Origin of the sequence: Enterocloster clostridioformis (assembly GCF_020297485.1) — a bacterium.
Taxonomy (GTDB): Bacteria; Bacillota; Clostridia; order Lachnospirales; family Lachnospiraceae; genus Enterocloster; species Enterocloster clostridioformis.
On the sequence record NZ_JAIWZC010000001.1, the window covers coordinates 4,056,679 to 4,077,602 of the forward strand.

At 49.5% G+C, this 20,924-nt stretch carries 17 protein-coding genes, 2 pseudogenes and 1 other annotated feature; of the genes and pseudogenes, 15 read left to right on the top strand and 4 right to left on the bottom strand.

Annotation, left to right across the window (positions count from 1 at the left end; all coding sequences use genetic code 11):
• Positions 1–11 precede the first annotated feature (11 nt).
• Positions 12–1,373: a GntP family permease gene (locus LA360_RS20420; protein ID WP_057572616.1), complete on the top strand. Its 1,362-nt coding sequence runs from the start codon at positions 12–14 to the stop codon at positions 1,371–1,373.
• A 95-nt stretch (positions 1,374–1,468) separates the two neighbouring features.
• Here LA360_RS20420 and LA360_RS20425 read toward each other — a convergent pair whose 3' ends face one another.
• Together LA360_RS20425 and LA360_RS20430 are read right to left on the bottom strand one after the other, a co-directional pair.
• Complete coding sequence (locus tag LA360_RS20425; RefSeq protein ID WP_225537636.1) at positions 1,469–2,335, bottom strand: radical SAM protein; 867 nt, start codon at positions 2,333–2,335, stop codon at positions 1,469–1,471.
• A gap of 10 nt (positions 2,336–2,345) precedes the next feature.
• The gene (locus LA360_RS20430) at positions 2,346–3,161 is read right to left on the bottom strand and encodes a glycine/betaine/sarcosine/D-proline family reductase selenoprotein B (protein ID WP_065548955.1); all 816 of its coding nucleotides are present in this window, start codon (positions 3,159–3,161) and stop codon (positions 2,346–2,348) included.
• Between the two features lie 242 nt (positions 3,162–3,403).
• On the opposite strand from LA360_RS20430, the gene LA360_RS20435 reads away from it, so the two are divergent.
• From LA360_RS20435 to LA360_RS20500, 14 genes are all read left to right on the top strand, one after another.
• Positions 3,404–4,006, top strand: a complete 603-nt coding sequence (locus tag LA360_RS20435; protein WP_112481528.1) for a TetR/AcrR family transcriptional regulator C-terminal domain-containing protein — start codon at positions 3,404–3,406, stop codon at positions 4,004–4,006.
• A gap of 325 nt (positions 4,007–4,331) precedes the next feature.
• A complete protein-coding gene (locus LA360_RS20440) occupies positions 4,332–5,462 on the top strand; it encodes an MFS transporter (protein WP_225537787.1) in 1,131 nt (376 codons plus the stop codon).
• Between the two features lie 40 nt (positions 5,463–5,502).
• Positions 5,503–6,780, top strand: a complete 1,278-nt coding sequence (gene farE / locus LA360_RS20445) for a fluoroacetate reductase subunit FarE (protein WP_112481530.1) — start codon at positions 5,503–5,505, stop codon at positions 6,778–6,780.
• A gap of 16 nt (positions 6,781–6,796) precedes the next feature.
• On the top strand, positions 6,797–8,119 hold the full coding sequence (locus LA360_RS20450; protein ID WP_225537637.1) for a glycine/betaine/sarcosine/D-proline family reductase selenoprotein B: 1,323 nt from the start codon (positions 6,797–6,799) through the stop codon (positions 8,117–8,119).
• 234 nt (positions 8,120–8,353) lie between these two features.
• Positions 8,354–9,376, top strand: a complete 1,023-nt coding sequence (locus tag LA360_RS20455; RefSeq protein ID WP_022202276.1) for a LacI family DNA-binding transcriptional regulator — start codon at positions 8,354–8,356, stop codon at positions 9,374–9,376.
• Between the two features lie 156 nt (positions 9,377–9,532).
• Positions 9,533–10,168 carry a deoxyribose-phosphate aldolase gene (gene deoC, locus LA360_RS20460; protein ID WP_022202275.1) on the top strand — a complete coding sequence of 212 codons (636 nt, stop codon included), beginning with the start codon at positions 9,533–9,535 and terminating at the stop codon, positions 10,166–10,168.
• 189 nt (positions 10,169–10,357) lie between these two features.
• Positions 10,358–11,293 (top strand): ribokinase, encoded by a 936-nt coding sequence (gene rbsK / locus LA360_RS20465; protein ID WP_022202274.1) that lies wholly within the window; start codon positions 10,358–10,360, stop codon positions 11,291–11,293.
• A gap of 148 nt (positions 11,294–11,441) precedes the next feature.
• The gene (gene rbsD, locus LA360_RS20470; protein ID WP_022202273.1) at positions 11,442–11,840 is read left to right on the top strand and encodes a D-ribose pyranase; all 399 of its coding nucleotides are present in this window, start codon (positions 11,442–11,444) and stop codon (positions 11,838–11,840) included.
• 56 nt (positions 11,841–11,896) lie between these two features.
• Complete coding sequence (locus LA360_RS20475; protein WP_022202272.1) at positions 11,897–13,399, top strand: sugar ABC transporter ATP-binding protein; 1,503 nt, start codon at positions 11,897–11,899, stop codon at positions 13,397–13,399.
• On the top strand, positions 13,368–14,354 hold the full coding sequence (locus tag LA360_RS20480) for an ABC transporter permease (RefSeq protein WP_022202271.1): 987 nt from the start codon (positions 13,368–13,370) through the stop codon (positions 14,352–14,354). Before LA360_RS20475 ends, LA360_RS20480 begins: the two co-directional genes overlap by 32 nt.
• A 164-nt stretch (positions 14,355–14,518) precedes the next feature.
• A complete protein-coding gene (locus LA360_RS20485; protein ID WP_022202270.1) occupies positions 14,519–15,583 on the top strand; it encodes a substrate-binding domain-containing protein in 1,065 nt (354 codons plus the stop codon).
• Positions 15,584–15,653: 70 nt separating this feature from the next.
• Entirely contained in the window at positions 15,654–16,763 is a 1,110-nt protein-coding gene (locus LA360_RS20490) for an AI-2E family transporter (protein WP_112481533.1), read from the top strand.
• 155 nt (positions 16,764–16,918) lie between these two features.
• Positions 16,919–17,168 (top strand) — a binding site (T-box leader).
• Positions 17,169–17,257: 89 nt separating this feature from the next.
• A complete protein-coding gene (gene proS, locus LA360_RS20495) occupies positions 17,258–18,697 on the top strand; it encodes a proline--tRNA ligase (RefSeq protein WP_022202269.1) in 1,440 nt (479 codons plus the stop codon).
• A gap of 181 nt (positions 18,698–18,878) precedes the next feature.
• Positions 18,879–20,177, top strand: coding sequence for a CCA tRNA nucleotidyltransferase (locus LA360_RS20500; RefSeq protein WP_057572618.1), 1,299 nt, complete (start codon positions 18,879–18,881; stop codon positions 20,175–20,177).
• A gap of 81 nt (positions 20,178–20,258) precedes the next feature.
• On the opposite strand, the pseudogene LA360_RS31970 reads toward LA360_RS20500, so the two are convergent.
• A pseudogene (locus tag LA360_RS31970) lies at positions 20,259–20,753 on the bottom strand (BtpA/SgcQ family protein); the annotation flags it as partial.
• Between the two features lie 12 nt (positions 20,754–20,765).
• A pseudogene (locus tag LA360_RS31975) lies at positions 20,766–20,918 on the bottom strand (ATP-binding cassette domain-containing protein); the annotation flags it as partial.
• Positions 20,919–20,924: the final 6 nt, after the last annotated feature.

Here is a 20,924-nt window from a genome sequence, read left to right on the forward strand (position 1 = left end):
GGGTAATAAGTATGACAACAACAACTGCTGCAGCTCTGGAACCGACCAGACTGATTATAGCGGCTCTGACAGGGCTGGTGATTCTGCTGCTTTTAATCATCAAATTCAAGGTACAGGCAATGATTTCCATTCTGGTAGGCGCAGTGGCCATCGGCCTGATTGCGGGTATGCCTTTTGGGGACATCATAAGCTCTGTAAATGAAGGAATTGGCAGTACACTTAAGGGAATCGCTCTGCTTGTGGGCCTGGGTTCCATGTTCGGCTCCATATTGGAGATATCAGGGGGCGCTCAGACACTGGCTGTCACCATGGTGAAAAAATTCGGCGACAAGAAGGCGGCCTGGGCTCTGGGAATCACCGGTCTTGTCATTGCCATGCCGGTATTCTTCGATGCGGGACTCATTATTCTGATTCCTCTTGCCTTTTCTCTTGCCAAGAGAACCAAACGTTCCTCTCTGTTCTATGCCATTCCCCTGCTGGCCGGTCTGGCAGTAGGCCATGCATTTATCCCGCCCACACCGGGGCCGGTGCTGGTGGCTACCATGCTGGGCGTGGACCTGGGCTGGGTCATCATGGTAGGTATTGTGTGCGGTATCTTCGCCATGATAGTGGCCGGGCCCATATGGGGTACTATCTGTGGAAATAAGTATGACATCCCGGTTCCGGAACACATTGCAAACCAGGAGGATTTTGACGAATCCAAGCTTCCAAAGTTTGGGACAATCGTGGGAATTATTTTGATTCCGCTGGTTCTCATTATCCTGAATTCCATTGCAAAGGTGATGCCTGCCCTTGCCTCTGTACAGCCCGTGTTGGGATTCCTGGGCGAGCCGTTTGTGGCTCTTACCATCGCGACGGTTGTGGCCATGGTCCTTCTGGGATACCGCCACGGATACAGCAATGAGGAGCTGGAAAAGGTGCTGACCAAGTCCCTGGAGCCTACCGGACTGATTCTTCTGGTGACAGCATGCGGCGGCGTGCTCCGGTTCATGCTTCAGAACTCCGGTCTGGGTGATGTGATTGGCAATGCGGTGTCCTCGGCCTCCCTTCCTATTGTGGTAGTGGCTTTTGTGGTGGCTGCCCTGGTGCGTATTTCTGTGGGTTCTGCGACCGTTGCCATGACCATGGCTGCCGGCATCATTGCAGCCATGCCGGAAATCGCAACCCTGTCCCCTCTGTACCTGGCCTGTGTCACAGCGGCAGTGGCAGGAGGGGCAACGGTTTGTTCCCATTTTAATGACTCCGGTTTCTGGCTCGTGAAATCACTGGTGGGACTGGATGAAAAGACTACCCTTAAGACATGGACCATCATGGAGACGCTGGTGGGCGGTACGGGATTTGTGGTGGCCCTTATTATATCCTTCTTTGCATAGGGATGTATGGTGCCATTATATACGGTCATTCAGATATGAAATGAGATATTTAAGGGGAGGCAGTCTTTCGGCTGCCTCCCCCTTTCGGCGCGCCGCTATATGACCGGCGGGTCTTTAGGCTGGCTTAATAGTTTTTGCATCTGGGACAACAAAGAATACTTGTTGTCAGGCAGTTGTCCTAAGAAGGTGTATTTGTCCAGAACAGTGGTATCTGCAAAGGCGCAGTGTTCCAGCTCCAGGCCACTGAGCAAATCGTGGGCTTCCTGCAGGCGTTCAAGAGGCGAGAGAGGGGTGAAAGTACCCTCTCTGCACATAGATGCCAGGCTGGTGTTAGGCCAAACCCTCAAGCCCATGAACCATACCCTTGCAGGCTGTACTTTGTTCAGGAAGGCAATTGTGTCCTGTACATGTTGGCCGGAACATTCTTTTCCGCCCAGTCCCGGAATGACGTTGAGGGAAAATGGGATACCGGCCTGGCGTAAGCGCAGACAGGCCTGTTCCGCCTCCTGGGCCGTGATTCCCTTATTCATGAGCCGCAGCACTTCATTGCATCCGCTTTCCAGACCAATATACAGATGGGTCAGGCCGCGGCGCATGAGGACTTTAAGCTGCTGCAAATCCTTTCTTAATATGTCGTCAAATCTGGCATACATGCTTATGCCTTCCATCCATGGCATATTGGAATGTACGATGTCAAAGATGGACAGCAGTTTGGGAGTGTCCATCACAAAGGGATTCTCACCCAGAAGGAAGACAGAAGTCTTGCCGGCTGAATACTGCGCTAATATAGCAGCTTTTTTTTCTATGTCACCCAGGGAAAAAATAGAAAACTTATCGTTGGAAAAGTCACAAAAAGCACACTTGTGCCAGCTGCATCCCAGGGCAGTCTCTAAGAATGCACTGTCATTTTCCCAGAAGGGGCGGTAAATTTCTTCACCAGTATACAATGATATATTGCCCATAATGATTCCTTTACTCGGATATTATGCTGTCCGTATAGTTGGGAGCTATCTCTATCTTCAGTAAATCCAGAGCTTTGCCGACCATGTGCCAGCGGTAGGTACGCTCCTCCTTCAGGCTTAATTTGGGGTCTCCGAAAACATGGCATATATCATTACCGCGCAGGATGCGGCTCACCCCCACGCTCTCGGCAATCTTAGTCAGATTTGTCACCTGTATTACAGGTATGCCAAGACGCTCGATTTCTTTTCCAATCAATGCACCGCACCGGGTGCTGGTCCCGCAGGTGGAGGACAGAACAACAGCATCCACATCGCAGTCCCTTAGTGATACGGCAATTCTTTCTCCCAGAGCAGTTCCGTTTTCAACCGATGTCATTACGCCGGCTGTGGTGTAGAAAATATCAAATAACCGCCCTATGATACCCTCTCGTTCTGCCCTTCGCATGGCATCTATGGGTAAAAGCCGGTTGGGGTCCTGTTCTATATATTCGGTATTATAACCCTGATGACTGACTTCGTAGTCCTTGGAGAGAAGCATCTCACTGCCGCCCAGAGAATACATGCAGAACTTCTGTGAATTTGTTGGGTTGAGATTATCCGGGTTTCCTTTGGGGACAAGCCCGCCGTCTGTAACAAGAGCAATCCTGGCTTTTTCCAGTTCCTTTTTCAAGTTAGGCATCAGTATCTCCTGAAAGGGCTTCGCGGGTACTTCTGTCTCGAAATTCTGTTTATGATATTTGGCTAGCAGCATGTCTATGCCACGTTTGCTGGCAGGAGTTGCATAGTCAACATTTTTGATTGATGGTTTTTTGGAGTTGTTATCCAAACATAATCACCAGCTTTCTATAACTTGTTTCTGTAGAACATGATAATACGGTCTTTCTTACATCATATAGATTTCGATAATATATGTCAAGATGCTTTTTGTGCGCGTTGTACACGGGGACGCAAAAGGAATATTATAATTTGACAATAATCGCTATTGGACATATAATAGATAGATATTATTGATATATTTGTAACTATCCAGTTGTTTTTTCTATGTGTGTACTAAGTTGAAGTTAATGAATGCAAAGGAGGAGATGTTCAACGTCCAGCAGCGATATAACCAAAAAGGCATTTGCGGATGCAATCAAACATCTGCTAAAAAAAAAGTCATTAGCCAAGATTTCCGTAAAGGATATAGTTCAGTACTGCAATATCAGCCGAAATACTTTTTATTATCATTTTAAAGATAAATATGAATTGATAAATTGGATTTTTTATACAGAAACATTGGCAGAAGTCAACTCCTTCAATGACCCCAGCAAGTGTCAGGACAGTTTTATAAATCTGTGCAGGTATCTTCATAAAAACCGGAGTTTTTACCTGAGCTGTTTTCAATATGTGGGTCAGAATTCCCTGAGGGATTATTTGCATAATTTTTATTATGAGTTGATTCGCATGAACCTCAGTGTTCAATATTCAGAGGCAGGAATCAGGCTGTCAAGTGATGAGCTGAACCTGATGGCGCGTATGGAGGCTTATTCTTATGTAGGCATTGTTTTTGACTGGGTCAGGGATGGTATGAATAACGATTATGGACGGTATTTTGACCATCTTGCCAGTATACGAAAGATTGAGATGTCCTATAATAAAATGACAGAGAAAGGTATGATACAGAATCATTGACAAGCCAGTAAGAGGATGGCGTAGCTATGTTATACTCGTGATGTTCCGGCAGAGAACTACCGTTTTTGGGGTTTTCTGCTGGTTTTTTAATGCCGCCCCACCATTTGGCCTGTATGTGACTATTGTATGCTTTTGATGAAATAAGTGTATTACACTTTGTGAATAATGTAATATTTTTGCGCACTGTAGCAAGTCTGTAAATTGATTAAGGTGGTTATCCATACTACACTTAAAGAAAAAGAAATGGGGGTACCGAGGAATGAATGGTAAACAGGAAGCAAACAGGTGGGCGATACTGGTGTACGGTATGATTTGCATGTTGATTATGGGCATATGTTATACATATAGCTTATTTCAGCCCTATATCATGGAGCACTTTTCCGTGGCAAGTGCGAGTGCAAGCCTTCCATACACGATTTTTATTGCCGTGTTCTGTGTGGGAAACTTTTTCGGGGGCGTCATGCAGAGAAAGATGTCCTTGAAGACAGTGCTGATTATTGGGTATGCGCTTATGTTTTTAGGGTGGTTCGTTTCAGCAGTTTTGCCACCGGATATGTTCTGGTGCATGTTTTTGACATTTGGAGGCCTTTTTGGAATCGGAGACGGCATTGTATATAATGTTATCGTGGCACTGATGCCAAAGTGGTTTCCGGACAAAAAGGGACTGGCGTCCGGGCTCACGCTTGCCACTCTGGGAATCAGTGCAACTGTATTTTCACCCATAGTAAGCTCTTGGTTTACAAATTATGGTTATATGAAATCTTTCATGATAGTCTCAGGAGTATACATTGCGGTTGGAATATTCGGAACCATTACAATGAAGGCACCTCCGGCCGGATTCATGGAGGGTTATGTATCTACCGGAGCCAATATCAGCTCTAAAAAGCAGTATACATTAAAAGAGGCGCTGCATGTAAGGGAACTATATACAATAACCGGATTATATTTCTGTGCGGTACCAGCTTATCTGCTGCTTAGTGCTATTTTTGTTACATATGGAGCGGATAAAGGGCTTACATCAGCTATGGCAACCCTGGGCGTCAGCATTGCCTCATTGTGCCAAGTTGGCGGCCGGTTCGTCATTCCTACCTTAAGCGATAAGATAGGACGTAAGGCGGCATTTGCCATTTCCTTTTTCATCACAGCTGGAGGAGTTGCATTATTAACGGTTGCAACCGGAAATCTTTATATGTTCTGCTTCTGGCTCCTCAGCTTGTCTTATGGCGGCTGCCAGGCCTGCTTCTCACCGATTGCAGCAGACCGGTTTGGAACAAAGAATGTGGGGGTCATCCTCTCTTTTACCATGATTGGTTTTGGCGTGGGATCCGTAGGTGCATCCCTACTTGCAAAGGTGGTAGGTATCTCTACTGCATTCATCGGCGCCGGAGTAGTTGCGCTGCTGGGAATCGTCCTGGTATTTACGCTGCCTGGCAAGAAAAGTGCTGAGAATGCATGATAATATATTACATGTTTGTCATAGGAAAGGAGTGCTTAAATTGAGCAAAAAATTGCAGATTGACTATGTAAGGGTAAAGAAAGTTCAGTTCGGGGACAAAACAGTTTTACAGAATGGGATACTGACAGTTAACAAAGAGGAATTGATTGACACGGTAAAGAGTGAGATGTTCGGGACTCTGGATATCAAGATAGCAGTGCCTGGGGAGAGCTGCCGCATTCTGGCCATACATGATATCATGCAGCCCCGCTGTAAGGCGGATGCGCCGGAGACCTCTTATCCGGGTATCTGGGGAAAGCTTGCTCCTATGGGGGTAGGACGGACGGTTGCTCTTAAGGGAGTGGTTGTATCGGACATCTACTATGCAAAATGTAATATCAAATATTATATGGATATGGGTGGCCCATGTGCCAAATATACTCATTTTTCAAAGCATTATCATGTGATTCTGGATGCAACGCCGGCAGAGGGTGTAAGCGATGCAAGCTATGCAGAGGCATTAAAATATGCATCCCTGACAATCAATGTATATCTGGCAAAGCTGGGAATCGGCCTTACACCGGATGAGACAGAAACCTTTGAATTGGGACCCGTAGGTCCGGGACCTGATGGAAAGCCTCTCCCCAAGGTGGCATATCTTGTTACCCATATGGCTTCCCATGATACATGGAACTTTTTGGTATATGGGCAGAGTGCACTGAACTTTTTGCCAATCATTCTTCAGCCCACGGAGATACTGGACGGAGCCATGGTATGGAGATACTGGGAGCCTAATTATTATCTGCAGAATGAGACATATATCAAGGAACTGCTGAGAAGGCATGGAAAGGACCTGGAATTTGTAGGCATTGTATTTGCCAATAATGTGATGAAGATTGACGGCAAGGACGCCATGGGAATGATGGCGGCCACCTTGTGCAAAGAGACATTGAAAGCAGACTGCGTTCTTGTCAATAAGTCCGGCATGGGACATTGCCAGCTGGATTCGGCCCTGGCCTTTAACTGGTGCCAGAAAATGGGAATGCCTTGCGTTATGAATCTGTCTGCTGTTTCCAATGATGTTCCCGGCGATATGCTGGTTATCTCTGACCCTAAGATTGACGCAGTTATCAACAGTGGAAGGAATTATGACCTGCAGCATCCCAAGGTGGACCGTGTGATTGGCAAAGATGCAGGTGTTCCGAGTCTGATGGGATATAATGTTGAGGGACCATTTACACACACAACAAACTTTGCTTATCAGGGAATCTGGTCTCAGCTGGGTGATTGTTATGTGACAACAGACAGCGATTTGCCGGATGTCCCGGATACTATGTAAACAGGAGGGAGAAGAAATGTCTGATAAGATTCGTGTGGTTCACTATATCAACCAGTTTTATGGCGGATATGGCGGGGAAGATACCGCCAGCATGGGAATCGTGGTAAAAGAGGAACCCGTTGGCCCGGGGCTGTATCTGCAGTCAGCATTGGGAGATAGTTATAAAATAGTTGCAACTATTATTTGCGGTGATAATTTTATTGCTGAGAATATTGAGAACGTGTCAAATGAGGTTGCTGACATCGTGGAAAAATACAATGCCCAGATGTACATAGCCGGCCCTGGATTCAACGCAGGGCGATACGGTCTGGCCTGCGGAGCCACTACAGCAATTGTTACTGAGCGGCTCAAAATACCTGCAGTCACTGGCCTATATACGGAAAATCCGGGCACAGACCTATACAAGGACAGGGCTTATATCCTGCAGACTGAAAACAATGCGGCTAAGATGAAAGCGGCATTAGAACGCCTGGCTGGTTTTGCATCGCGTTTGGCGGAGGGCGGTTTTATCAATGATGGAAAGTCAGAAGGATATTTTGGTTCTGGTCCTGCCGTAGATATTGACTATGGCACACCTGCAAGCACCAGGGGCATAAACATGCTTCTCAACAAATACTTCCATCAGAATTTCAGAACAGAGGTGGTTATGCCGAACCATGAAGAGATTCCGGTTCCGGTTCTGGAAAAGCCGCTGAGTGAAGCAAGAATTGCGTTGGTTACGGACGGAGGGCTGGTTCCCAAGGGGAATCCGGACCATATGGTTCCCACCAACTCCAAGTATTTTAAATCTTATAACTTTGGGGATGCAGATCACCTGGATGCGTCTGATTATGAGGTCAGCCATCAGGGATATAACAATGCGTTTGTATTGGACGACCCCAACCGCCTGGTACCTGTGGATGCTATGCGTGCCCTTGAGAAGGAGGGGAAGATAGGAAGCCTTCTGGATACCTATTACACCACGGCCGGTGTCATGACCCCCATGGAGATGGGTAAAAAGTTTGGTGAGGAGATTGCAAAGAGCCTGAAGGACCAGAATATTGATGCGGTCATACTTACCAGTACCTGAGGGACCAGCTCTCGCTGCGGTGCAGTGATGACAAAAGAAATTGAAAGGGCTGGAATACCTATTGTGCAGGTTACCAATTTGACTAAAATTGCAGAGGGCATTGGTTCCCACAGGATATTCCGCGGCAACAGCGTGCTCCATGTGTTTGGCAATCCGTCTCTGCCAAAGGAGCAGGAGGTAAAATACCGTAAAAAACTGGCAGAAGAAGTGCTTGCCATGCTGGAAGAGACACCCAGAGAAGGGGAGCCCAGCATAATACGCGAGGAATAGAAATGTGCTGACAGAAATAGGATAGAATAATAATGATAGAAGGGTTCCTTTTCACAGATATTATAATAAGGAAAGGGACCCCTTTTTGCGTATCTCCTGGATTCTTCCCGTGTATTTTTTTGTGTAAAAATGATAAAAACTATTTACATTTAATAATCTGTGTGGTAGTATTATATATGTAACCGGTTACAGATAATTCTGGCGCGGTTACAGGAAAATAGGAGGGGAAGGGTCATGAACATTAAAGAGATAGCACGCCGGGCAGGCGTCTCTTCCGCTACGATTTCCAGGGTCCTCAATAATTCAGGATACGTGAAGGAGGAGACCAGACAGAAGGTGCTTAAGGCAGTGGATGAGTACAATTATGTACCCAGCGCCATCGCCAGAAGCCTGAGCATTCAGGACAGCTTAAGCGTGGGAACCATTATCCCGGACATTGAGAATGAGTTTTTCTCCAAGGTCATAAGCGGAATCAGCGAAGTGGCTGAATCATACCATTATAATATTGTTTTTCTGGGAACCAATGAGACGTTGGAAAAGGAACATGATTTTTTGAAAATTGTGGAAAGCCAGAGGCTGAAGGGCGTCATCATAACGCCGATTTCAGAGACAGACACGGTTACCAGGGATTACCTGCTCCGTCTGGAGGAATCCGGCATACCGGTGGTGCTGGTGGACCGTGATGTGAAGGGGGCCCAGTTTGACGGCGTATTTGTGGACAACCAGCAGGGCTCCTATGACGGAGTGATGGCGTTAATAAAGGCAGGCCATGAGCGGATTGCCATTATAACCGGCCCTGAGACCTCCAAACCGGGCAAAGACCGGTGTCAGGGGTATCTGCAGGCCATGGAGGACAGCGGACTGTCTGTCCCTGAGGAATACGTTGCCTGCGGTGATTTTAAGATTGCCAAGGCATATGAATGTACCGGACGGCTTCTGGGACTGAAGGAACCGCCCACAGCCATCTTTACGTCCAACAACCTGTCCACCCTGGGATGCCTTAAGTATCTGACGGAAAACAAGGTTAAGATAGGAAGGGATATTTCCCTGATGGGATTCGATGACATTGACGCCCTGCGGATGATTGACTACAGGATATCCGTGGTGGACAGGGATGCCAGGGAACAGGGGCGGGAAGCCATGAGGCTTCTTCAGGAGTGCTTTGAGGATTCCGGAAAGAGCCGCCAGAAAGGAAAACGGATTACTATTCCTTATAAGGTAATCCTGCGGGGTTCAGAACACAGGAAAACAACCTGACAATCAAGTCAGATTGTTTTCTGCACAAATCTGTAACCGGTTACACAAAAATACAAAGCCGGTCATATTTTTTTACAAAGACATGTAACCGGTTACAGAAGATATATATTACAATTTAAACCTAATAAGAGCTTCAAATGGAAAAGGAGAATGAAAATGGGAATTGAACACATGATTGATCACACGATGCTGAAGGCGGATGCCGGCAAGGATACGATTATAAGATACTGCAATGAGGCAAGGGAGCACAAATTTGCATCTGTCTGTGTCAATACCTGCTTTGTACCGCTGGTGGCTGAGCAGTTAAAGGGAAGCGGCGTAAAGACATGCTGCGTGGTGGGATTCCCGCTGGGAGCCATGCTTACCAGCGCAAAGGCCTTTGAAGCCTCTGAGGCTGTAAAGGCAGGGGCGGATGAAGTGGATATGGTTATCAACATAAGTGCCCTTAAGGACGGAGATGACGCCTTTGTGGAGGAGGATATCCGGGCTGTGGTAAAAGCCTCTGGGGGCGCAGTGGTAAAGGTCATCATAGAGACCTGCCTCCTGACGGATGAGGAAAAGGTAAGAGCCTGCCAGCTGGCAGTAAAGGCGGGGGCTGATTTCGTGAAAACCTCCACAGGATTCAGCACAGGCGGGGCTACGGCAGCTGACGTGGCTCTGATGCGAAAAACCGTTGGAGGCAAGGCCGGGGTAAAGGCCAGCGGCGGCATACGCACACCGGAAGACGCCGCGGCTATGATTGAGGCAGGGGCGGACAGAATCGGAGCAGGCAACGGGATTGTACTGATTTAGTGTTGGCTGCCGGCAGGAAAACTGCGGATGGGGCACCTGCTGATGGGGAACTGTTGATGGAAAAATGCTGCTGGGTAACTGCTGCTGGGAAACTGCCGGCGCAGGATCGCCGGTGGGGAACCGCCTGCAGGAATGGCATGAAGCGTGTGCGGAGCGCGCCGGAAAGATGGATTAAGGAGAGAGTATATTATGGAACATATGGAAAAGAAAGTAACGGTATTCGGAAGCTTTGTGGTGGATTTGATGGCCAGGACACCGCACCTGCCGGCAGCAGGGGAGACGGTGAAGGGGACCGTGTTTAAGATGGGACCCGGCGGAAAGGGATTCAACCAGGGCGTGGCGGCCCACAAGGCCGGAGCGGATGTGACCATGGTGACAAAGCTTGGACAGGACGCGTTTGCCGATATTGCCCTCAATACTATGAATGAGCTTCACATGGACACGGGAAGGGTTTTGTATTCCGATACAACGGAGACAGGATGCGCCCTGATTATGGTGGATGAGAACAGCAGCCAGAATGAAATCGTGGTAATCTTGGGAGCCTGCAATACCATTACGGACCAGGAGGTGGATTCCCTGGAGGATTTGGTGGGCCAGTCCGAATATCTGCTGACACAGCTGGAGACCAATGTATCCTCTGTGGAGCGCATCGTGGATACCGCATACAGGAAGGGCGTCAAGGTCATTTTAAATACCGCCCCTGTACAGCCTGTCAGCGATGAGCTTTTGGGAAAAATTGACCTGATTACCCCCAACGAGGTGGAGGCGGAGATTCTTACAGGCATCAGGGTGGACAGCGAGGAAGCCGCGGACAAGGCAGCGGACTGGTTCTTCTCCAAAGGGGTAAAGAATGTATTGATTACACTGGGCCAGAGAGGTGTATACATAAACACGGGAGAGAAGAAGGGAATCATTCCCGCTTATAAGGTGGACGCGGTGGACACCACCGGAGCAGGAGACGCATTTAACGGCGGCCTTCTGGCAGCCCTGGCAGAGGGAAAGGATTTGTGGGAAGCAGCTGATTTTGCCAATGCCCTGGCAGCCCTGTCCGTACAGAAAATCGGCACTACGCCCTCCATGCCGGTCAGGGAGGAGATTGACGCATTCATGGCTGCAGACCATTAGACTATGGATGGTTGGCGCAAAGCCCTGTTAGCATGGGAATTGTCAAAGAGCAATCATAAGAATCAGAACCAAACGAACCACAATCAAAAAACTGCAATCAGTCGAATTATAATCAGTCGAATTATAATCAGTAGAAGGGGAAACAGACATGTTAAAAACAGGAATATTACATCCGCAGCTGGCCAGGGTGCTGGCGGAGCTGAGGCACAGGGATACCATTATTATCGGGGACGCGGGACTTCCCATTCCAAAGGGAGTGGAGCGCGTGGACCTGGGCTGGAGGCCCGGTGATCCGGCCTACCTGGATGTTCTGGAGGAGATACTCAAATATATCGTGGTGGAGGGCGCTGTGTTTGCTGACGAGGCGCTGAACGTGACACCGGACTTTCACAAGAAAGCGCTGGAACTTCTGCCTCAGGGACTTCCGGTGGAATACATTCCCCATACAGAGCTTAAGGAGCGCAGCAAGGATGCAAAGGCCATTGTCCTTACAGGTGAATTCACAGGATACACCAACGTGATTTTAGTGGCGGGATGCGCTTACTGATACTGCTCTGGCAAAGGGGCATTCTCAGGAACTCTTAGCAGCAAGGGAGGGGTAACATGGAAGAAAAATTAGTATTGCGGATGGATTCGATTGTGAAGACATTTCCGGGCGTTAAAGCTCTGGACGGAGTCCATCTGGATGTGAGGAGGGGCGAGGTACACGCCCTGTGCGGTGAGAACGGCGCAGGCAAATCCACCCTGATGAAAATTATAGCAGGGGCCCAGGGATATACTTCCGGACACATGTATGTCAATGGGGAGGAAGTGGTGTTCCATTCCACCAAGGACGCGGAGCGCAAGGGTATCGCCATGATATACCAGGAATTCAACATGGTGCGGGACCTGTCCGTGGCGGAGAACATGTATCTGGGAAGGCTTCCTAAGACGTCATACGGCGCAGTGGACTGGAAAAAGCTGTACAAGGATGCCCAGGAGGAGCTGGACCGTTTGGGCCTTAGGTTTGACTGCCGTACCAAGGTGCGCAACCTGTCCGTGGCGGAATCGCAGATGACGGAGATTGCAAAGTGTCTGACCATAGGCGCGAAGGTCATCATCATGGACGAGCCAACCGCTGCCCTGACAGACGAAGAAATTCGGATTCTGTTTAAAATCATTGCGGAGCTTAAGGCGGAGGGCATTTCCATTCTGTATATTTCACACCGCATGGATGAGATTTTCCAGATATCGGACCGTCTGACCGTGTTCAGGGACGGAAAATACATAGCTACCAAGGACATAGGCCACACCAATTACGACGAGGTGGTTTCCATGATGGTAGGCCGCAGCGTGACCAACCTGTATCCTGAGAGGGATTACAGGGAGGACGAGACGGTGCTGGAGCTTAAGAATATCTGCGGAAAAGGAGTCCACAACGTGAACATCAGGCTCCACAGGGGTGAAATCCTGGGAGTGGCCGGACTTTTAGGTTCAGGAACCATCGAGCTGTCTAAAATCGTATACGGAGCCCTTCCTATGGACTCCGGGGAGATTTACATAAACGGGGAAAAGAAAGACTGTTCCAGCCCAAAGAAGGCCTTAAAAGCGGGAATCGGATTTGTGTCCGACGACAGGAAGCAGGAAGGGCTGGTGCTCATACGCAATATCAGGGAAAATGTTTCCCTGTCATCACTGGATAAGATAACCCATTTCATTCATCTGGATAAGAAGCTGGAGACTAAGCGGATTAACGCACAGGTTAAACGGCTCAACATTAAAATCAGCAGCCTGCAGCAGCTGGCCGGTAAACTCAGCGGCGGCAACCAGCAGAAGGTGGTATTTGCCAAGGTGCTGGAAGCCAACCCGTCCATACTGATTCTGGACGAGCCAACCCGCGGCGTGGATGTGGGGGCCAAGGCGGAGATTTATCAAATCATGGATGAGCTCACCAAGGCCGGAAAAAGCATTATACTGATTTCAACGGACCTGCCCGAAGTCATTGGCATGAGCGACCGGGTAGTCATCATGAGGGAAGGCCATACGGTCCTGGAAATACCAAAATCAGAGATGAATCAGGAAATTATCTTAGCCCATGCATCTGGAGGTGTCAGTGAAAATGAATAGTGTAAATAAGAAAAAATTAATCGGCCGGCTCAATATCTACCGCTCCGTGCTGATTTTACTGGTAATCTGCGTATTTGCAACCATATTGTCCCCCAGCTTCTTAAGCGTGGCCAACCTGTTCAACGTGTTTAAGCAGATTACAGTGGCAGGTATCGTGGGATGCGGCATGACCTTTGTCATTCTCACCGGGGGAATCGACCTTTCCGTAGGCTCCATCCTGGGACTGGCAGGCGTTCTGGCTTCCGGTATCCTGGAATCCACAGGCAATGCGGGAGCGGCCATTCTGGTGGCTCTGGCCGTAGGCATAGGATGCGGCGCCGTAAATGGTTTCTTTGTGGCAGTGTGTGAGATTCCTCCCTTTATCTCCACCCTGGGCATGATGACTCTCCTTCGCGGATGCATTCTTGTATATACAAAAGGCTCCCCTATTCCCATTAAAGTGGATGCCTACAAGTTTTTTGGCAAGGGAACAGTCGCCGGAGTGCCGGTTCCCGTCATCATCCTTATCATCCTATTCCTCATTGCCCACTATGTGCTGACACAGACCAGTTACGGCCGCAGCATCTATGCCTTTGGAGGCAATCGGGAGGCGGCGCGTCTGTCCGGTATTTCTGTCCGTTTCACAGAGTGGATGGCTTATACGCTTAACGGTCTTATGTGCGGCGTTGCAGGCGTGATTCTGACAGCAAGGCTTGGTTCGGCACAGTCCACCAGCGGCACCGGCATTGAGATGGACGCCATCGCTGCCGTTATCCTGGGCGGTACGTCCTTAAGCGGCGGCGTGGGCTTTGTGCTCCCAACTGTGGTGGGCGCCATGATTATGGGTATTATTGATAATATCCTGACGCTTATGAACGTAAATCCCCATGCCACCAATATTGTGAAGGGCGCTGTCATACTGATTGCGGTCCTGGTGGACAAGAAGGTAAAGGACCTGTCGGCTAAGGCGGAATAGCAGATAGAAAACAGAGTTAACACAAAGTAGTGTAAATGCAGAGCAGTAAAGCCCGGAAACGGGTGAAAAGGATAAGGTACCTGCGGTTCTGCCGGTTCATCCTGTTTATCCATGAAACGGCAAAACCGTCACAAAATATTTATTTAAGAAAAGGAGATTGTATTATGAGGAGACAAATTGGGGCAACTGTATTGGCAATAGCAATGGCGTGTTCACTGATGGCCGGATGCAGCTCAGGCTCAGGGGTAACTACCGCCGCCGCAGCTACTGAGGCGGCAAAGGAGGAGTCCAAGGAAGAAGCAAAGGATGAGGCAAAGGATGAGGCAAAGGATACCTCGGCTGAGGCAGAAAATACCGGTTCAGAAGAGGGAAGCGGAAAGAAGTATGTGATCGGTCTTGCCATGAACACACAGACCAACCCATTCTTTGTGGATGTAAAGGACGGTGTCCAGAAGGCTGCTGACGAGCACGGTATTGAACTGTATATTACCGACGCCCAGGACGATCCCACCATCCAGATGAAGGATGTGGAGAACCTGATTACAAAGAAGCCGGATGCCATCATCATCGATACATGTGATTCCGACGCTATCGTTTCCTCCATCGAGGCATGCAACGATGCAGGGATTCCTGTCTTTACCATGGACCGCGAGGCTAACGGCGGCGAGGTTGTTTCACACATTGGCTACGACGCTATCAAGTCAGGCCGTATGGCAGGACAGTACCTGGTTGACACCTTAGGCGGAAAAGGCAAGATTGTTGAGATTCAGGGCATCATGGGAACTAACGTTGCCCAGAACCGTTCCCAGGGCTTCAACGAAGTGATGAAGGACAACCCGGACATGGAAATCGTGGCCTGCCAGGTGGCTGATTTTGACAGAGCCAAGGGCATGAGCGTTATGGAGAATATTCTTCAGGCCAATCCGGAAATCGACGGACTTTATGCCGCAAATGACGAGATGCTTTTAGGCGCATTAGAGGCAATGGAAGCAGCAGGCAGAACCGATGAAATCGTAAAAATCGGCTGTGACGCCATCGACGACACACTGGATGCAATGAAAGCCGGCAAGGTTGACGCAACCATCGCAGAGCCGCCATTCTTCTTGGGAAAGGCCATCCTTAACACTGCCTATGATTATCTGGAAGGCAAGCAGGTTGAGCCTTATGTAATCCTGGACAACCAGCTGGTAACACAGGATACAGTGGACAGCCTGGTAACAAAGGAATAATTTACCGGCATCACTTGTACATAGGAAACAGAATATTTTCCGGCCATCGGCTCATACTATGAGGGTACAAATGAAGTACGAATCAGAAACAGGTGAGTCCATGGAAAAGCCGGGTAAGAAACTGAAGAAATTATTAATTATAACAGGAACCACGGGAGCGGTGTATGCAGGATTTAAATATCTGCTGCCCCTCGTGGCTCCTTTTTTCGTGGGTTATATCCTGGCCCTTGTGCTGCGGCCGTCGGCCAGGTTCCTGTCCTACCGGATGAGGATTACGGTGAGGGGAAAACGGCATCATATGCCCATCGGCGTCATCGGCGGCGTGGAATTCCTGGCGGTTCTGTCCGTCCTGGGAGTGGTGCTCTACAGGGGCGCCCTAAAGCTGTGCTCAGAGGGGAAACTGCTTATGGTGCAGCTTCCGGTATGGCTGGAACAGTTTGATCTGTGGCTCACAGGAAACTGCCACAGGGTGGAGCATGCCATGGGGCTGAGGCCGGGATGTGTGGCCGACATGGCCGGGGATATGCTATATCACATGGTAGATACATGCAAAACAGCTGCCATGCCCTTTCTCATGGCCAATTCCATGTCCGTGCTCAGCTGTCTGGCAAAAGCAGCCATCGTAAGCCTGGTGGTGTTTTTGGCAGCTATATTAAGCCTGCAGGAAATGGAGGACCTGCGGGACCGCCGGGACCAGTCCGTCTTCCGCAAGGAATTTAATATGATAGGAAACCGCCTGGTGCAGACAGGAAAGGCCTGGTTCAGAAGCCAGGGAATCATTCTCTTTATTACAACAGGGCTGTGTATCGGGGGAATGTTCCTGATCCGCAATCCGTATTACATCATGGCAGGCATTGGAATCGGTATACTGGATGCTCTCCCTATATTTGGAACCGGCACGGTGCTGATACCCTGGGCTGTCCTTCGGCTGGCTGTTGGGGACTGGAAGCATGCGCTGGCACTTACCGCCCTTTATCTGGTGTGCTATTTTGTGCGTCAGATCCTGGAAGTGCGGATGATGGGCGGACAGGTGGGGCTGTCTCCCCTTGAGACGCTGGCGTCCGTGTATGTGGGATTGGAATTGTTCGGATTTTTTGGTTTCATACTGGGACCGCTGGGATTGCTGCTGACAGAGGATATGGTGGAGGCGTGGACGAAGGAGGTGGAAAGGGAGACATAGAAAGAGAGACATAGAAAGAGAGACATAGAAAGAGGGGGACTGTCTGAGCGGTTAGGGTTTGTCTGCCGCAGAATCTTCATATGGCGATTCTGTGGTTGACAAAGTCCCAAAACTGACGTAAAATCATTCTTACATAAAGAAATGACCAATTCATAGATATGACATGGAAAGGGAACAGTAAGCGTGATTGCACGTCACAGAGAGAGGACCGCAGGTGAGAGGTCCTTACGGTTGGCAGATGCTGAACCCGCCCTGGAGTCCTGTATGATGAATGCAGCGTATGTCCGGCGTTAACGGATGATGAGAGAACCATGAGGGCGCGCAGATGGCGGGAATGAATTTTCAGACACGTTTTAAGCCCGATGGTTAATAAGGGTGGTACCGCCGAGTCATTCGGTCCCTTGTGCACGCGGCACAGGGGATTGGGTGGCTCTTTTTATTTCATAATGTAAGATATGCAAGGGTCAATGTAAATAACGAAAAGGAGAAAAATCATGGCAGACAACAAGAAAATGGTAGAGGCCATCACATCCATGGATGAGGATTTCGCCCAGTGGTATACGGATGTGGTAAAGAAGGCGGAGCTGTGCGATTATGCCAGCGTCAAGGGATGCATGGTGATTAAGCCGGCCGGCTATGCAATCTGGGAGAACATCCAGAAGGAAATGGACAGAAGGTTTAAGGAGACAGGGGTGCAGAACGTATACATGCCTATCTTCATACCGGAGAGCCTGTTAGAGAAGGAAAAGGACCATGTGGAAGGATTTGCGCCTGAGGTGGCATGGGTAACTCATGGAGGACTGGAGGAACTTCAGGAGCGCATGTGCGTAAGGCCTACCTCTGAGACTCTGTTCTGTGATTTTTACGCAAAGGACATCCACTCCTACCGCGACCTTCCCAGAGTCTATAACCAGTGGTGTTCCGTTGTGCGATGGGAAAAGACCACACGTCCGTTCTTGCGCTCCAGGGAGTTTTTGTGGCAGGAAGGCCATACGGCCCATGCGTCAGCCGAGGAGGCCGAGGCCAGAACAATTCAGATGCTGAACCTGTATGCGGACTTCTGTGAGGAAGTGCTGGCCATTCCTGTCATTAAGGGTCAGAAAACCGATAAGGAGAAGTTTGCCGGAGCAGAGGCAACCTACACCATAGAATCTCTGATGCATGATGGAAAAGCCCTGCAGTCAGGTACCAGCCATAACTTCGGTGACGGATTTGCAAAGGCATTTAACATCCAGTTTACGGACAAGGATAATACATTAAAGTATGTACACCAGACATCCTGGGGCGTGAGCACCCGTATCATCGGCGCCATCATCATGGTGCACGGCGATGACAACGGTCTGGTGCTTCCTCCGAGAATCGCTCCGGTCCAGATTATGGTGGTACCGGTACAGCAGCAGAAGGAAGGCGTGCTGGATAAGGCATATGAGCTGAAGGAGCGCCTTACAAAGGCAGGATTCGCCGTAAAGGTGGATGATACGGACAAGAGCCCGGGCTGGAAGTTCGCTGACTGTGAGATGCGCGGCGTGCCTCTTCGTGTGGAGATTGGGCCAAAGGATATAGAGAAGAACCAGGCAGTGCTGGTGCGCAGAGACAACCATGAGAAGAGCTTCGTATCCCTGGATGAACTGGAGTCAAGAGCAGGTGAAATGCTGGATACCATCCATGACGCCATGCTGGAGAAGGCAAGGAAGCACAGGGATGCCCACACCTATACAGCGGCCGGTTGGGATGAATTTGTGGATACCGTCAACAATAAGCCGGGCTTTGTAAAAGCCATGTGGTGCGGCTGCCTGGAGTGTGAGGAGAAAATCAAGGAGGTGGCCGGAGCCACATCCAGATGCATACCCTTTGAGCAGGAGAACCTGTCCGATAAATGCGTTTGCTGCGGGAAGCCGGCGAAGAAGATGGTTTATTGGGGCAAGGCGTACTAAAGAAGTAAATAGATATGGCAGATGCGGGAGTGGACCTGCATCTGCCATTTTCCATACCCGCTGAATATGTTGTTATAATATGTAGTTAAAATATTTCTGGAAAAGGACAGGAAAAGCTGATAGAATAAGACCGTGGCAGTGTTAATCATAAAATGAATATAGTATGAGGAAGCAGACAGACATGGAAATCAGAATACCCGTTCCCGCAGAGGAGATTATTAATAAACTGAATGAACACGGATATGAGGCATACGTGGTAGGCGGATGCGTCAGGGATATGCTTTTGGGCAGGGAGCCGGGGGACTGGGATATCACCACCAGCGCCCTGCCGGGGCAGGTAAAGGAGGTGTTCCGGCGTACTGTGGATACCGGCATACAGCACGGCACAGTGACCGTGATGATGGGGAAGGAGGGGTATGAGGTAACAACTTACCGTATTGACGGAGAGTACTCGGACGGACGCCATCCCAACAGTGTGGAGTTCACTCCGGATTTGGTGGAGGATTTAAAACGCCGGGACTTTACCATCAATGCCATGGCCTATAACAGCCATACGGGATTTGTAGATAAATTCGGAGGTGTGGAGGATTTGGAGAAGGGAATCATCCGGTGCGTGGGGGAGCCCATGGACCGCTTTACAGAGGATGCCCTCAGAATCCTGCGGGCCATCCGTTTTTCGGCCCAGCTGGGCTTCTCCATAGAAGAACGCACCTATGAGGCCATCAGGACAATTGCGCCTAACATGGTCCATGTGAGTAAGGAACGGATTCAGGTGGAGCTGACCAAGCTTCTGCTGAGTTCCCATCCGGATTATATCCTGCGGGTGTATGAGACCGGAATCAGTCCCTATGTGTCAGAGAAATTTCACGGGGCTTATGCCGGGGAGTCAGGGAATTGGGCTGTGCCGTCCATTCCCGCCGGAATTCCGGCAGTAAAGCATATGCGCTGGGCTGCTTTTTTGAGGAATTGCAGTGCTTCCCAGGCAGCGGATATACTGAAGGATTTAAAGCTGGACAATGACACCATCTACAGGGTAAGAATTCTGGTGGAGTGGCAGGGAAAGAAGGTGGGATTTCAGGACGGTATGGAAGATGGCATGAGGGATGTCATAAAGGATGGCAGGGAGCCGTCCAGGGCATCCATCCGCCGTGCCATGAGCCAGATGGAGCCGGAGCTGTTTGATGATTTGCTCACACTTAAGATGTGCCTTTCTGAGGCGGCGTCCAATGACGGGGAATTGCGGTGGCTGCGCCAAGTCAGAGATTTGACAGAGGAAATTCGCAGGAACGGAGATTGCATCAGCCTGAAGACCCTGGCTGTCTCGGGTCATGACATTATGGGTGCAGGGGTGAAGCCTGGCAGGGAAGTGGGCAGCACGCTGGCCCGGCTTCTGGATATGGTATTGGAGGAACCTCAGAGGAATACGAAAGAGTACCTGCTTGCCCATCTGGAACAGAAGAAGGGGCAGGCAGGTATCTGACACATATGGAAATTTGGTGTGACCGGCCGCGGCTGTCAGGAGTTCGTTTACATTACTGCTGTTAAGGCCGCTGCCTATGAGTATGGGAAGCGAAGTGGATTTTTTGCATTTTGATATGTTTTCCACGGATGGTGGGGTACCCGTATCAAATCCTGTGACAATGACTGCGTCACCATCCTGGGATTCGATATCCATGGCCTGTTCCGCTACGCTCCGGTCGTGGATGATGTAATGACTTCCGTGTTTGACGTTCACATCACACAGGGCCAGAATCTGGTCAGCCTTTAGCCGGCTCCTCATGCGGGACACATTGGCGCCCATGGCATTGATGAAGCCGGATTGGGATACAAATGCATTACACCATTCGAATACACGTATCCAGCTTGCTCCGGCTGCTACCGCGCAGGCCATTGCACAGTCGGCGCCATTCATGTGGCATTCGGCTCCAACCGGAATGGAGACTTTATTGCGGACCGCATGGATTCCAACTGCCAGGGCAGCGGCGGTTTCATATCCGATATTCTCACTGCGCAGATAGGGGATATCCCATATATTTTCCACCTGGACACCGTCCACACCAGCCTGATCTTCCAGAAGATTGATGCACCGAAGCAATGTGGATTTTCCTGAGCCGGAGGAACCTATGATAGCCATGGTCTTGTGCGATTCGATTTCCAGACTGATGTCATTCAGCACATGATTATCTCCAAAATATTTGTTTAAATGTTTTATCTGCAGCATATGGCA

What these genes read in the sequence shown, in the direction of transcription:
- LA360_RS20455 (WP_022202276.1), top strand. Translation starts at nt 8,354, where the DNA reads ATGAACATTAAAGAGATAGCACGCCGGGCAGGCGTCTCTTCCGCTACG.
- LA360_RS20475 (WP_022202272.1), top strand. Translation starts at nt 11,897, where the DNA reads ATGGAAGAAAAATTAGTATTGCGGATGGATTCGATTGTGAAGACATTT.
- LA360_RS20485 (WP_022202270.1), top strand. Translation starts at nt 14,519, where the DNA reads ATGAGGAGACAAATTGGGGCAACTGTATTGGCAATAGCAATGGCGTGT.
- LA360_RS20435 (WP_112481528.1), top strand. Translation starts at nt 3,404, where the DNA reads ATGCAAAGGAGGAGATGTTCAACGTCCAGCAGCGATATAACCAAAAAG.
- proS (WP_022202269.1), top strand. Translation starts at nt 17,258, where the DNA reads ATGGCAGACAACAAGAAAATGGTAGAGGCCATCACATCCATGGATGAG.
- LA360_RS20425 (WP_225537636.1), bottom strand. Translation starts at nt 2,335, where the DNA reads ATGGGCAATATATCATTGTATACTGGTGAAGAAATTTACCGCCCCTTC.
- LA360_RS20490 (WP_112481533.1), top strand. Translation starts at nt 15,654, where the DNA reads ATGAAGTACGAATCAGAAACAGGTGAGTCCATGGAAAAGCCGGGTAAG.
- LA360_RS20420 (WP_057572616.1), top strand. Translation starts at nt 12, where the DNA reads ATGACAACAACAACTGCTGCAGCTCTGGAACCGACCAGACTGATTATA.
- LA360_RS20480 (WP_022202271.1), top strand. Translation starts at nt 13,368, where the DNA reads ATGCATCTGGAGGTGTCAGTGAAAATGAATAGTGTAAATAAGAAAAAA.
- rbsK (WP_022202274.1), top strand. Translation starts at nt 10,358, where the DNA reads ATGGAACATATGGAAAAGAAAGTAACGGTATTCGGAAGCTTTGTGGTG.
- LA360_RS20440 (WP_225537787.1), top strand. Translation starts at nt 4,332, where the DNA reads ATGGGCATATGTTATACATATAGCTTATTTCAGCCCTATATCATGGAG.
- deoC (WP_022202275.1), top strand. Translation starts at nt 9,533, where the DNA reads ATGGGAATTGAACACATGATTGATCACACGATGCTGAAGGCGGATGCC.
- LA360_RS20500 (WP_057572618.1), top strand. Translation starts at nt 18,879, where the DNA reads ATGGAAATCAGAATACCCGTTCCCGCAGAGGAGATTATTAATAAACTG.
- rbsD (WP_022202273.1), top strand. Translation starts at nt 11,442, where the DNA reads ATGTTAAAAACAGGAATATTACATCCGCAGCTGGCCAGGGTGCTGGCG.